General features: G+C 61.1%; 13 protein-coding genes. All 13 read left to right on the top strand.

What is annotated here, in order from left to right; genetic code table 11:
• Positions 1–37 precede the first annotated feature (37 nt).
• From K419_RS0102290 to K419_RS0102230, 13 genes are read left to right on the top strand one after another with little or no spacing between them, the layout of a single operon-like run.
• Entirely contained in the window at positions 38–1,243 is a 1,206-nt protein-coding gene (locus tag K419_RS0102290) for a type II secretion system F family protein (protein WP_026840148.1), read from the top strand.
• A gap of 7 nt (positions 1,244–1,250) precedes the next feature.
• On the top strand, positions 1,251–2,972 hold the full coding sequence (locus tag K419_RS0102285; protein WP_026840147.1) for a GspE/PulE family protein: 1,722 nt from the start codon (positions 1,251–1,253) through the stop codon (positions 2,970–2,972).
• Positions 2,973–2,981: 9 nt separating this feature from the next.
• Positions 2,982–3,899 carry a type IV pilus biogenesis protein PilM gene (gene pilM / locus K419_RS0102280; protein WP_026840146.1) on the top strand — a complete coding sequence of 306 codons (918 nt, stop codon included), beginning with the start codon at positions 2,982–2,984 and terminating at the stop codon, positions 3,897–3,899.
• A complete protein-coding gene (locus K419_RS0102275; RefSeq protein ID WP_026840145.1) occupies positions 3,896–4,432 on the top strand; it encodes a PilN domain-containing protein in 537 nt (178 codons plus the stop codon). Before pilM ends, K419_RS0102275 begins: the two co-directional genes overlap by 4 nt.
• Complete coding sequence (gene pilO / locus K419_RS0102270) at positions 4,429–4,983, top strand: type 4a pilus biogenesis protein PilO (protein WP_026840144.1); 555 nt, start codon at positions 4,429–4,431, stop codon at positions 4,981–4,983. Before K419_RS0102275 ends, pilO begins: the two co-directional genes overlap by 4 nt.
• Positions 4,980–5,612 carry a hypothetical protein gene (locus K419_RS0102265; protein ID WP_026840143.1) on the top strand — a complete coding sequence of 211 codons (633 nt, stop codon included), beginning with the start codon at positions 4,980–4,982 and terminating at the stop codon, positions 5,610–5,612. Before pilO ends, K419_RS0102265 begins: the two co-directional genes overlap by 4 nt.
• A gap of 19 nt (positions 5,613–5,631) precedes the next feature.
• Positions 5,632–8,226: a secretin N-terminal domain-containing protein gene (locus K419_RS0102260; protein WP_026840142.1), complete on the top strand. Its 2,595-nt coding sequence runs from the start codon at positions 5,632–5,634 to the stop codon at positions 8,224–8,226.
• A 20-nt stretch (positions 8,227–8,246) separates the two neighbouring features.
• Positions 8,247–8,741, top strand: coding sequence for a type II secretion system protein (locus K419_RS0102255; protein WP_026840141.1), 495 nt, complete (start codon positions 8,247–8,249; stop codon positions 8,739–8,741).
• Between the two features lie 4 nt (positions 8,742–8,745).
• On the top strand, positions 8,746–9,153 hold the full coding sequence (locus tag K419_RS0102250; protein WP_012529717.1) for a type IV pilin protein: 408 nt from the start codon (positions 8,746–8,748) through the stop codon (positions 9,151–9,153).
• A 31-nt stretch (positions 9,154–9,184) separates the two neighbouring features.
• The gene (gene ftsE, locus K419_RS0102245) at positions 9,185–9,856 is read left to right on the top strand and encodes a cell division ATP-binding protein FtsE (protein ID WP_026840140.1); all 672 of its coding nucleotides are present in this window, start codon (positions 9,185–9,187) and stop codon (positions 9,854–9,856) included.
• Positions 9,843–10,787, top strand: coding sequence for a permease-like cell division protein FtsX (gene ftsX / locus K419_RS0102240; protein WP_026840139.1), 945 nt, complete (start codon positions 9,843–9,845; stop codon positions 10,785–10,787). The genes ftsE and ftsX overlap by 14 nt, the downstream gene beginning before the upstream one ends.
• A 1-nt stretch (position 10,788) precedes the next feature.
• Positions 10,789–11,982: a murein hydrolase activator EnvC family protein gene (locus K419_RS0102235; RefSeq protein ID WP_026840138.1), complete on the top strand. Its 1,194-nt coding sequence runs from the start codon at positions 10,789–10,791 to the stop codon at positions 11,980–11,982.
• Between the two features lie 34 nt (positions 11,983–12,016).
• Positions 12,017–13,351 carry a S41 family peptidase gene (locus tag K419_RS0102230; RefSeq protein ID WP_026840137.1) on the top strand — a complete coding sequence of 445 codons (1,335 nt, stop codon included), beginning with the start codon at positions 12,017–12,019 and terminating at the stop codon, positions 13,349–13,351.
• The last annotated feature ends 61 nt before the right edge of the window (positions 13,352–13,412 follow it).

Here is a 13,412-nt window from a genome sequence, read left to right as displayed (position 1 = left end):
TTTAATTCAAGCCTATTTGTGGTACTCATAGTGCCTTATGCCCGTCTTTACCTGTAAAATAGGCGCCTCCGACGGCAAGATCCTGGTCAAGGACCTCGACGCGGTCAACGCCGGCTTGCTCCGGCAGAGCCTGGAAGAGCAAGGGTACGTCGTCTTCGAGGTGCGCAAGAAGCCGTTCCAGTTCCTGCTGGAATCGGGGATCGGGCGCAAGAAGATCGGCAACAAGGAGCTGCTGTTATTCAACCAGGAACTCCTGGTGCTGCTCAAGGCCGGACTCCCCATCCTGCAGGCGCTCGACACCATCCTGGAGTCGGGAGGGGGCAAGCTCAACGAGATACTGTCGGCGATCCGCGAGGACGTGAAAGGTGGACTGGCGCTCTCCGCCGCCTTCGAGAAGTTTCCGAGGGTGTTTCCCCATCTCTACATCGCGTCGGTCCGTGCCGGGGAGAGGACCGGGGACCTGCCGCAGACGATCCGCCGCTACATCGCCTTTCTCAAGAGAACCGAGGGGTTCCGCGGCAAGGTCATCGGCGCGCTTATCTACCCCGCCATCCTGGTCACGGTCGCGGCGGTGGCGGTCTCTTTGCTGCTCATCTACGTGGTGCCGACCTTCAGCACCATCTACGCGGATTCCGGCGCCGCTTTGCCGATGCCGACCCAGATACTGATCAATTTCACCGGGCTCTTGCGGCACTACCTGCCTCTGCTTCTGCTTATGGGGGGCGTGGCGATGACCCTCTTCAAGCGCTGGAGCCAGACCGAATCCGGACGCTATACGGTGGACGGCTTCAAGATCAAGACCCCGCTTCTGGGTGCCATCACCAGCCGTTACGCCCTTGCCGGCTTTACCCGTACCCTGGCCACCGTGCTGGGCTCCGGTATCCCCATCGTCGAGGCGATGCGGATGTCGGTGGGGACGCTCAACAACAAGGTACTGGAGCGCGGCCTGCTCCTCGCAGTGCACCGCGTAGAGGAGGGGAGCAAGCTTTCCACCGCGCTTGAAGGCATGAAGCTGATGCCCCCCCTGGCGCTGCGCATGCTCACCGTCGGCGAGACCACAGGCTCTTTGGAGGAGATGCTGTCCGACATCTCCGATTACTTCGAAGAGGAGATCGAAAGGGACCTCCATGTACTCACCACCTCCATCGAGCCGGCGATCATGGTGGCCATGGGTGTGGTCATAGGGGTCATCATCGTCACCATGTACCTGCCGATCTTCAAGATCGCCAGCACTGTCGGCTAGAGGGATCATGCTGAAACCTTTCCGCAAGAAAAGACTGGGCGACATCCTGCTGGAGCGGGGGGACCTGACTCAGGACCAGCTCGCCTACGCGCTGGACAAGCAGCATAGCACCAAGGAACGGCTGGGGATCATCTGCCTGGCCGACGGGCTGATCAGCGACATCGTGCTGGCCATGGCGCTCGCCGAGCAGTTCGGCCTCGAGTACGTGGACCTGAAGGGGGTGCGCCCGGACGAATCCCTGTTCAACTTCATCCCGCCCGAGGTCATGTTCCGCTTCCACTTCGTGCCGCTGGATTTGCAGGGAGATCTGCTGGTGGTGGCCATCTCAGACCCCACCGCGGTGCTGCAGCTGGATGAGATGGCGCTCCTTCTCGAGCGTCCTCTGCTTTTCAAGGTGGCCGCCGAATCGGAGATCGCCTACCATCTGAAACGGGGCGAGGGGACCAGCCGGGTGCTGAAGGAGGTCTCCGAGGACTTCATGCTGCAGCTGGTGACCGAGACCGACAAAGGGGAGGAGATCCTCTCCGTCGAGAACGTCACAGCGGACACGAGCCCCATCATCAAGCTGGTGAACTCCACCATACTGGATGCCCTCACCAGGCGCGCCTCCGATATCCATATCGAGACCGCGCAGGACGGCGTCCTCATCAAGTACCGCATCGACGGCGTCCTCTACAAGGCCACCGACCCCATCGACTCCCATTTCCAGGGGCCTCTCATCTCCCGCCTCAAGGTCATGAGCGAACTGGACATCTCGGAGCGCCGCATCCCGCAGGACGGCCGCTTCAAGGTCCGCATCGGCTCCAAGTCCATCGACTTCCGAGTCTCCATCATGCCTAGCGCCTTCGGCGAGGACGCGGTCATCCGTATCCTCGACAAGGAGAGCATCGCCAGCGACCTGCGGGGGCTCACCCTGGAGACGCTGGGGATGGCGCCCCGCGAGATCAAGCGTTTCCGGAAGATGATCAAGGAGCCCTACGGCATGGTGCTGGTAACCGGGCCGACCGGTTCGGGCAAGACCACCACCCTCTACGGCGCCTTGACCGAGATCCATACCGGCCTGGAAAAGATCATCACCATCGAGGACCCGGTCGAGTACGTCCTCTCCGGCATCACCCAAATCCCCGTCAACGAGAAGAAGGGGCTCACCTTCGCCCGGGGCCTGCGCTCCGTCCTGCGCCACGACCCGGACAAGATCATGGTCGGGGAGATCCGGGACTCGGAGACGGCGCAGATCGCGGTGCAGTCGGCGCTTACCGGCCATCTGGTGTTCACCACGGTGCACGCCAACAACGTATTCGACGTCATCGGCCGCTTCACCCACATGGGGATCGATCCCTACAACTTCGTGGCCTGCCTTAACTGCGTCATGGCGCAGCGCCTGGTCAGGAAGATCTGCCCCGCCTGCCGCAAGCCCGTGACGGTTACCGACGACGAACTGCGCGAATCGGCGATCGACCCGGAAAGCGCCCGCGGCCTGACCCTCTACGAGGCCCGTGGATGCGACGAGTGCAACGGTACCGGCTACCGCGGCCGCTCCGCCATCGTCGAGCTTTTGGACCTGAACGACGAGATCAGGGAACTGATCATCGCCAAGTCACCGGTGGCCACCCTCAAGAAGGCCGCCAAGGCAGCAGGGACCATGTTCCTGCGGGAGAGCGCGGTAGCCAAGGTGCTGGCGGGCGAGACCACGATAAAGGAGATCAACCGTGTCACTTTCGTGGAGTAGGTGCCAGCCATGCTAATGACCAGGACGGCTCTGGGACTCGAGATCTCCGCCGGCGGGCTCAGCTTCGCCATGGTGAGCGGCGGCAAAACGCCGAAGGTGGAGACGGGGCTTTCCCTCCCCTTTGCGCCCGGGATGCTGACCCTGTCGCGCCGGGAACCGAACGTGAACGACCCCAACGGGTTCGTCACCGCGCTCCGGGAAGGGCATCTGCGTCTACTGACCCGGGAGCGCTCGGTCAGCGTCTCGCTTCCGGACGCGGTGGGGCGCGTGGTGCTGCTCGACCTGGAGGCACGCTTCAGAAGCCGGGAGGAGGGACTGGAGGTAATCCGCTGGAAACTCAAAAAGAGCCTTCCCTTCGACATCGGCACGGTGCACCTGGACTACCAGACCCTCGAGGAGAAAGAGAGCGGCGCTGTTTCCCTGCTGGTATCGCTGGTGTCGCGGGCGGTGGTGACTCAGTACGAGGAACTCCTGATCCAGGCTGGGCTGGAGCCCAAACAGATCGACTTCACCTCCTTCAACTTCTACCGCCTCTTCGCGCCGCGGCTGGACATCTCCGACGACGGCGCGTTCGTCACCTTCTACCAGGGGGCGATGACGGTGCTGATCTTCCACGCCGGCGTGCTGAGCTTTTACCGCACCAAGGAAGGGGTCGGCGAGGTGCAGAACCTCTACCGCGAGGTGAACAGCTCCTTCCTGGTCTACGGCGATCGTTTCCCGGGTCAGGCGGTGGGGGAAGTCTTTTGCATGGCCGCCCCCGCTGACGCCGAGTCGTTCCGCGCCCTGGTGGCGGAGGCCTCTGGGCTTGAGCCGGTGCTGCTCGACATGGAGCGCATGGTGCAGCAGGGCCCGGCCCTGGGGCTGGACCGGCCGGCACTGCACGGGTTGGCTGGATCGATTGGCGCTGCCCTTAGGAGCCTGTCATGAAACTGACCATAAACCTGGCTACCCGGCGCTACCTCAATATGCGCCGGCTGAACGCGGCGCTTTTCGGCGCCGGGCTCTTGCTGGCTGCGCTCCTCGTTTACCAGGTGCGCGAGATCGCCAACAACCAGGTGGAGTTCAATACGGTCAAACGGGATAGCGCCGCGGCGAACAGCGCGCGTCCGGGCGCGGCTCCGGTGAGCCCGGAGCAGTTGAAGTCCCTGGAGAGCAGTGTCGCCTTCGCCAACGAGATCATCGACAAAAAGACCCTCAACTGGCTCGCGCTCCTGGACAAGCTTGAAGGGGTGGTCCCCGCCGGGGTCGCGCTGACCCAGGTGGAGCCGGTCTTGAAAGATCAAGCCCTGAAGCTTACCGGGGTAGCCTACAGCTTCTCGAACCTGCGCACGCTGCTGGAGAACATGGAACAGTCTCCCAACTTCTCGGAGGTGTACCTCCTGTCGCAGAGCGAGCTCAAGGTGGACAAGAGCCAACAAGGCATCGGCTTCGCCATCTCCTGCAAGGTCGGTTACCGATGAATTATCAGATCGTACGCGACATCATCGCCGCCAGGAGCAAATCGCTGGCTTTCCTGGCTTTTCTGCTGCTGCTCGCGGTGTCGATGCAGCTCTACCTCTCCTATTGGCAGCGCCCGGCGTTGGAAAAGGCGCAGCTGGAGTGGTTTGCCAAAAGGGACGCCATTGCCAAGGGAGAGGCCGTGGGCGACGCCACGCGCTATCACAACGGGATGCGCGACCTGGGGGAGTTCCAAAAACGCCTGGTGCCGAAGGAACGGTTCCCCGCGCTGATGAGCCAGCTCTTCGACACGGCCAAGAGCAATGCCCTTTCCCTGAAAGGGGTCTCCTACAAACCGGCCAAGATCAAAGGGCAGAAGCAGATCGATACCTACGGCGTTTCCTTCACCGTTTCCGGGCGCTATGCCTCGGTGAAGAAATTCGTCGCGGACCTGCTGCGCTACAAGGAACTGGTTACGGTCGACTCCATCTCGCTGGGTAGCCAGAGTGCGACCGAGGAGACGGTGACGCTGAAGGTTCAGACCACGGTGTATATGAAGACGGAGGGGGCATGAACCGCCAGAAGCTCGTGCTATTCCTTTTGCTGCTGGTTCTGGCGGGCTCCGTCGGCTATTCGTTCTTGCGCTCTCCCCGGCAGCAGGAGGTGGCCACGCTGAAGAACCGCCCGGGGATGGCGGCTTCGGTGTCGAGGAGCAAAAAGGCGCCTGCCCGGAAGGGGGTGGCTGACAGCAGCAGCGTGCACCTGGCGCAACTGGACCAGGAGCTCTCTTCGTTCAGCGGCTTTCGGCGCAACATCTTTTCTCCCATCTTCAAGGGTGAGGCGCCGCCGGCGCTCAAACTGCCGCCTCCGCCCCCGCCGGTCAAACTGCCGCCTCTTCCGCCTCCGATGCCGGTGGCGCAGCCTGTGCCGCCGCCCCCTCCGCCGCCTACGCAGGAGCAGTTGGACGAGGCGGAGATGGGGAAGTTCGTTTTCCTTGGCTACCTGAAGAAGAACGGTGAGAAGACCGTGTTTCTCTCCACGAACAACGAGATCATCCTGGCGAAGAAGGGCTCCAAACTCGGGTCGAGGTTCCAGGTGACCGACCTGACCGAAGAGGCTCTAACCATTAAGTCCCTGACCACCGACCAGCAGATGGTGATACCCCTGGTCGAGAACAGGTCGCTTGCGCGCCGCACCAAGTAATAGGTTAAGGAGCAACTGCATGTATAGACCAAGACCGATCTTGACCGTGATGCTGGTGGCACTGGCTCTCTCGGGCTGCACGTCCGGCCGCACCGCTTTCAGCAAGGCGGAGAAGCTGGAGCGAGAGGGGAACCTGGACGCCGCGCTGGTGAAGTACGCCGAGGTAGCCGCTGCTAACCCCGATATCGGCGAGTACCGGGTGAAGCTTTTGAACGTCACCGAGACGGCGGCTCGCGCGCATTTCAAGAAGGGGGAGGAGTTCTTCGCCAAGAAGAACTACGACGAAGCCCTCAGGGAGTTTCAAAGCGCCTACGCCATGGACCCCACGAACGTCTTGGCCAAGAACCAGGCCGACCAGGTGCTGAAGCTGAGAAACGCCCAGACCTACCTGCAGGAGGGGCTCGATTTCGAGAAAAACCGCAAACCGCGCGAGGCGATGATCGCCTTCAAGCACGCCCTTGAATTCGACCCGAGCAACAAGGAGGTGAAGGAAGGGCTGGATCGCATCATCGCCAACAAGCGCCAGAAGCTGGACGGTTTCGAGCTGAACCTGAAGTCGAACAAGCCGATCACCCTCAAGTTCCGCGACGCCAAGATCAAGGAGATCTTCACCATCCTTTCCCAGCTCTCCGGCATCAACTTCGTCTTCGACGAAGCGGTGAAAGACGTGAACGTCACGCTGCACCTGGAGAACGGCTCGTTCCAGCAGGCGATGGAACTGATCACCGGGATGCAGAAGCTGGACAAGAAGATCCTGAACGAGAGCACCATCATCATCTATCCGAAGACCCCGGACAAGGTCAAGCAGTACGAAGAACTCTTCCTGCAGACCTTCTACCTGAACAAGCTGGACGCGAAGAAGGCGGTCAACCTGGTGCGCACCATGCTCCAGGTGAAGAAGATCTACGTGAACGAAGAGGCGAACGCCCTGGTCATCCGCGACACCCCCGAGGTCATCGAGGTGGCGCGCAAGATCCTGGAGGCCAACGACGTACCCGACGCCGAGGTGCTCCTCGAGGTGGAGGTGTTCGAGCTCTCCAAGCAGAACGCCGAGACCTTCGGATTGCTCCTCTCCAGGTACGCCACCTCCCTGGGGGTTACCACGCCGAGAAGCAACGATACCCAATTCCTCGCCGATACTCTCGGCGCTGTAACGACCACTACGCCTGCGGCAGGTACGCCCACTTCCTCCGCCGGGCCGACCAACCTGTTGAACGTATTCAACTTGAGGGGGTATAACGGCTACCTCACCGTCCCCAACGCCACCTTCAACTTCGGCAAGACCCTCTCCAACGGCGAGACCCTCTCCAACCCGAAGATCAGGGTGAAAAACCGGGAGAAGGCGAAGTTCAACGTCGGCACCAGGGTGCCGATAACCACGACCTCATCGCCTACCGGCGGCGGCGTGAGCGTCAACGTCCAATACGTCGACGTCGGGGTCAAGGTGAACGCCGAACCGACCATCCAGTTGAACAACGAGGTCGCCATCAAGCTTGGACTGGAAGTGAGCTCCATCCTTAGCGAGAAGTCAGTCGGGGGGGCCGATTCGGCGACGACGGTCGTGACAATAGGAACGAGGAATCTTGACACGGTGCTCTCGCTCAAGGACGGCGAGACCAGCATCATCGGGGGGCTGATCCAGAAGACCCAGACCGACAGCAAGAGCAAGGTCTTCCTGTTGGGAGACATCCCGCTTCTTGGCCCTCTGTTCAGCAACACCAGCGACAAGAAGGACAAGACCGAGCTGCTGCTTGCCATCACCCCCAGAATCGTGCGCGGCGTGACCGTTCCCGACAACGACGTAGCCGCCTTCTGGTCCGGCCGCGAGGACGAGCCCTCGTCGCACCAGCCGTATTCCTCCTTCATGGAGCCGGACTTCGTCAACCCCGAGGCTGCCGAGGGTGCCGCGGCCCCTGCCGCAGCCAAGCCCGCCCCCAGGGCGCTGCCTAACCTGGTGCCGGTCCAGAAGATCGTGCCGGCTCCTGTTCCGGCCCCGGCTCCTGCTCCTGCTGGTGCCGCTACCGCTCCAGGCGGAGCTGCCGCGGCAGTTCCGGCACCTGCCCCCGGCGCCGTTCCGGCAGCAGGGGACGTCCCGGTGCCCGCGCCTGTCCCTGTCCCTGTGCCCGCTCCCGTTCCGGTTCCCGCTCCAGCTCCGGTTCCAGCTCCCGCTCCCGCCGCACCCGCAGCCGCGAAGCAGCCGCTTCTGACCGATTCGCTGATCGCGCTGAGCCTCCCGGCCAAGGTGAAACTTAACGACCAGTTCAACGTGCAGGTGAACGGGTCCGGGATGAGGGATTTGTACAAGGCGGTCTTCGTGCTCTCTTACGATCCCAAGCTCCTGGACGCCATCTCGCAGTCCGAGGGGAACCTCTTGAAACAACCCGGGAAACCTTCCACCTTCCAGGCTTTTGCTGACAAGAAAAAGGGTGAGATCTGGATGTCCGGCATGCGCGAGGAGCCGACCGGAACCGCCAACGGCATCCTGGCCAACATCAGCTTCAAGGCGATAGGGACGGGATCGGCCGCTGTCTCCGTGAACAACACCAACTTCAGCAAAAAGACAGGCGAGGAGATCCCGGTCACAGCCTTTAAGTCCGTAGTGGAGGTACAGTAGCCTTTCGGGGCTTTCAGATCATGTGGAAAATCCTTGACGACAAGCGCGGGTTGAGCCTGATCGAGCTGGTGGTGACGCTGTCCATACTCATCATCCTCTCCTCGCTGATACTCCCTTCCGCGCAGATGGCTTCCAAGCGGAGCAAGGAGATCGAGCTCAGGCGGAACCTGCGCGAGATCAGGGGGGCCATCGACGAGTACAAGAAGATCTATGACCGCGGCGTCGACGAGAAGAAGATCACCGCTTCGCTGAACAAGCCGGAGGGGTACCCGGAAACCCTCGAGGTGCTGGTAAAAGGGGACGACATAAAGGGGTACCTGGGGTACAAAAAGAAGTTCCTGCGTAGGATCCCGCCGGACCCGTTTTACAAGCCTCAGGGTGATGAACCGGGCTGGGGCATGCGCTCCCACAACGACGAACCCGACAGCACCACCTGGGGGGGGGAAGATGTCTTCGACGTCTATTCCCTGAGCGACGGGACGGCGATCGACGGCACCAAATACAAGGACTGGTGACCTCATGTTTAAGAGGATTGCAAAGACACAGCGTGGCTTCACGCTTATCGAACTGATGATCGTCCTGTCCATCATCGGCATCCTGGCCGCCATCGCTGCGCCCAACTACCAGTGGGGTATTGTCAGGGCGCGCGAATCGGTTTTGCGCGAGGATCTCTACACCCTGCGCTCCACCATAGACCAGTACTACGCCGACCAGGGTAAATACCCGGAAACGCTGCAGGAGCTCGTGGAAAACAAGAACAAATACCTGAGGGAGATACCGAAGGACCCGTTCACCAAGTCCAGGGAAACCTGGGTCACCGCCGCCCCTCCGGCCACCGATTCCGGCGAGCCGGCCACAGGAGTCTACGACGTGCACAGCGGTTCGACCCTGATGGGGTCCAACGGCGTGGCGTACAACGAGTGGTGACCCTCACGAAACAGAAGAGGCCTAAAGGAAAATGATCCAACTGCACAACGTATCGATGTCGTACCAGGCCGAATCTGCGGCTCTGGCCGATGTAACCCTCAAAATCCCCAAAGGGGATTTTGTTTTTTTGACCGGGCAATCGGGAGCGGGGAAGTCGACCCTCTTGAAGCTCATCTACGCCGAACTCTCCCCCACCCGCGGCCAGGTGGTAATCGACGGCGCCAACGTCACCAGGCTTTCCAGGAAGGAGATCCCTTACCTGCGCCGCTCCATCGGGGTGGTGTTCCAGGACTACAAGCTTTTGCCCAACCGCACCGTCCTTGAGAACGTGGCCATCACCCTGGAGGTCTTGGGGTGGGGCAAGCGCGATATCGGCAAGAAGGTGTACCACATCCTGAAATCGATGGGGCTGGAGGACAAGGTGAACTCCACCCCCCTGAGGCTTTCGGGCGGCGAGCAGCAGCGCGTGGCGCTGGCCCGGGCGCTGGTCAACGACCCCAAGATACTCATTGCCGACGAGCCGACCGGGAACCTGGACGACGAGAACAAGGAACAGATCCTCTCCATCTTCAAGGAGGCGAACATCCGCGGCACCACCGTGGTGGTGGCGACCCACGACCGGCGCGTGATCGAGAACTCCCACCGCAGGGTGATTCGGCTGGAGAAGGGACGCATGGTGGAGGTGCCCGATGTCCAAGGCTAACAAGGCGGTCCGTCCCAAGCTGGCGCAGGAGGGCTTCTTCGGGCGTCTGAGCTATTACTCCAGCCGCGCCGTCGCGAACCTCAGGCAAAACGTCTTCGTGAGCGCGGTCACCGTCGGGACCATCGCGCTTGCGCTTCTCATCGCCTCGCTCTTTCTGCTGGTCTACGTGAACCTTTCCGGAATGGCTGAGGGGTGGAGCGACAAGGTGCAGGTGACCGCGTACTTCGATGCGGAGCCGGCTCCGCTGGCGGTGGCAGCGCTGAAGGGGAGGGTGCAGGCCATACCCGGCACCGCCAAGGTGCTCTTCGTGAGCCAGGCCGAGGCGGAGAAGCGCCTGCGGAGCCGGCTCAAGGGGCAGGAGTCCCTTCTTGAGGGGATCTCCGCCGAAGTGCTCCCCGCCTCGCTCGAGATCCGCCTGGACCGGGACCACCGCGACAACGAGTCGGTGGCGGCCTACGTGGCGAAGCTCAAGCAGATCCAGGGGATCACCGAGGTGCAGTACGGCGAGGAGTGGGTCAGGCGCTTCAACTCTTTCATGAACCTATTCCGCCTGATGGGGGCGCTCCTCGGGGGCTTCCTCACCATTACGGTGCTCTTCATCGTCTCCAACACCATCAAGCTCACCATCTACGCAAGGAAGGACGAGCTGGAGCTCCTGGGTCTTGTGGGGGCAACCCGCTTCTTCATCAAGGCTCCTTTCCTCATCGAGGGGGTGCTGCAGGGGGCCGCAGGGGCGGTGATCTCGCTTTTGGCGCTTCTGGGGTGCTACTTCGCCTTCCTGAAGAACGCCGGCGACTTCCTCGGCATCAACCCGGCTTCGGCGGGGCTTTCCTTTCTTCCCCCCTCGCACCTGGCTGGGGTGGTACTGGGAGGCGTGCTGCTCGGCTTCATCGGGAGCGCGACCTCGCTGAAGAGGTTCATAAACATCTAGCATGCGTCACATTCTCCTGATAAGCTGTCTGGCCCTGATTTTGGCCCCTTCCCTTTGCTGCGCGGGGGCCAAGGAAGAGCTGCAGACCATAAAGAAACAGATCAAGGAAAAGAACCGGCTCATCTCGAAGACCCAGAAGGTGGAGACCAAGGTTTCGGGAGAGCTGGTGCAGATCCAGAAGACTCTGGCCGAGAAGCAGTCGAGCCTGGTTTCCTTGGGGCGCGACTTGGCCTCCGTGGAAAAGGGAATCGACAAGACGCTCGTGGACATAGAGAGCGAGCGCCAGGAGGCCGAGCGCAAGCGGGCTCAGATCAACCGCCGCGTCGCCGCCCTCTACAAGGGAGGGGATACCGGGAACCTCAGGGTGTTCTTCTCCTCGGAGTCTTTCCCGCAGATGACTGAGAACCTCCGCTACATGCGGAGCATACTGGAGAACGACCGGAAGCTCTTTCAGCAGTACAACGAGAACCTGCAGCGGCTGAACCTGTTGAAGCAGCAACTTGAGCAGGACGCGACGCGCAAGGAAGGGATCCGGCGCAACATAGAGGCGAAGAAGCGCGAGATAGAGCAGGAGAAGAGCAAGAAGGCGAACTACCTGGTCAAAGTGAGGCAGGACAAGCAGCAGTACCAGGCCTCACTCAAAGAATTGCAGGCCAATGCCGGGCGCCTGCAGAGCATGATCCAAAAGCTTGAAGCCAGAAGTAGAAAAGCGTATAGTTCCAAGGCTCGCGGTAAGGCGGGGGACAATAAGGCGCAAGTCGTCTCTCCGAGGTCCGTCGCGGTCCCGAACCAGGGGCTCGGGGCGCAGAAGGGAAGGCTCTCCTTGCCGGTGAAGGGGACGATCGTGGACCGCTACGGCAGGCACAAGCATCCTGAGTTCGATTCCTTCACTGTCAGCAACGGCATTTCTGTATCTGCGCCAGCCGGATCCGCCATTCACGCGATCTATGACGGCGAAGTGATTTTTGCGAACTATTTCAAAGGCTATGGTAATATGATCATCGTCGATCACGGGGACGGCTTCTTCAGTCTTTACGCCCATGCCTCATCGATGACGAAAAGGGTCGGGGCGAAGGTATCAAAGAACGAAGTCCTGGCCAGTGTGGGTGACGTTGATTCAAGCAAAGGGCCGATGCTTTATTTCGAGATCAGATACCAGGGGAAACCAGTCGATCCCTCCCCCTGGTTCAGATAAGCAGGGTACCGCAACAAAATCCTAGGGAGGCAAAATGTTCAAAGGCAGCAAATTGAAGAAGACAACGCTGTTTGTCACAACCGTGTGCCTGCTGACGCTGGTGATCGGCTTCGGCATGCAACGCAGATGCGCCGCCCAGGGGGGCGGCAACGATTACCAGTCCATCGAGTTGTTCACCGACGTTCTGGCCATCGTCAAGAAGAGCTACGTAGAAGAGGTCGACACCAAGAAGCTCGTGTACGGTGCCATCAACGGCATGCTCACCTCCCTGGACCCCCACAGCTCCTTCATGCCCCCTGAAACCTACAAGGAAATGAAGATCGACACCAAGGGCTCCTTCGGCGGTCTCGGCATAGAGATCACGGTCAAGGAAGGGATCCTCACCGTCATCTCCCCGATAGAGGACACCCCCGCCTTCAAGGCCGGCATCAAGGCAGGCGACCAGATCCTGAAGATCGACGACAAGTTCACCAAGGACCTCACCATCACCGATGCGGTGAAGAGGATGAGGGGGGTGAAGGGGACCAAGGTCACCCTCACCATCATGCGCGAGGGGTTCGACAAGACGAAGGAATTCGTGCTGGAGCGGGACATCATCCAGGTCAAGAGCGTGAAGCACAAGGTGCTCGACGACGGCTACGGCTACGTGAGGATTGCCCAGTTCCAGGAGAAGACCGACGACGACCTGGAGAAGGCGCTGCAGGCCCTTCAGGGCGAGCAGAAACAGCTCAAGGGGCTGGTGCTCGACCTGCGCAACGATCCGGGCGGGCTCCTGGACCAGGCGGTCCGGGTGAGCGAGCACTGGATCCCCGAAGGGAAGCTGGTCGTTTATACCGAGGGGCGCGAGAAGGATTCCCAGATGCGCTTCACCTCCCGTAAGGGGCACAAGCAGCCGGACTACCCGATCGTGGTGCTGATCAACAGCGGTTCGGCGAGCGCCTCGGAGATCGTCGCCGGGTGCCTGCAAGACCACAAGCGCGCCGTCGTCATGGGGACCCAGAGTTTCGGCAAGGGGAGCGTCCAGACCATCATCCCGCTCGCCGACAACTCGGGCCTGAGGCTCACCACCGCCAGGTACTTCACGCCCAGCGGCCGCTCCATCCAGGCTAAGGGGATCACCCCCGATATCGTCGCCGAGAAGGTCGATCTTGCCGCCACCAGCGAGAAGCGTGAAGGGATGCACATCAGGGAGAAGGACCTCGAGAACCATTTCGAAGGGGATAAAAAGGAGGGGGGCGAGGATAAGAAGGACAAGCCGGCTCCCTACAAGACCGACGAACTGATCAAGAGCGACTCGCAGGTGCTGCGCGCGCTCGACCTCCTGAAAGGGTGGGAGATCCTGAAGACGATGGGCAAACTCCCCTCCTGATGGACCGGAGACAATGAAGCATGAGAAAGGAAGGGATAGTACTGCTATTCCTTCCTTTTTT

This window comes from Citrifermentans bremense R1 (genome assembly GCF_000426865.1).
Classification (GTDB): Bacteria; Desulfobacterota; Desulfuromonadia; order Geobacterales; family Geobacteraceae; genus Geomonas; species Geomonas bremensis.
Note: the sequence above shows the minus strand (reverse complement) of the source record. Positions and strands in the feature narration are given on the sequence as shown.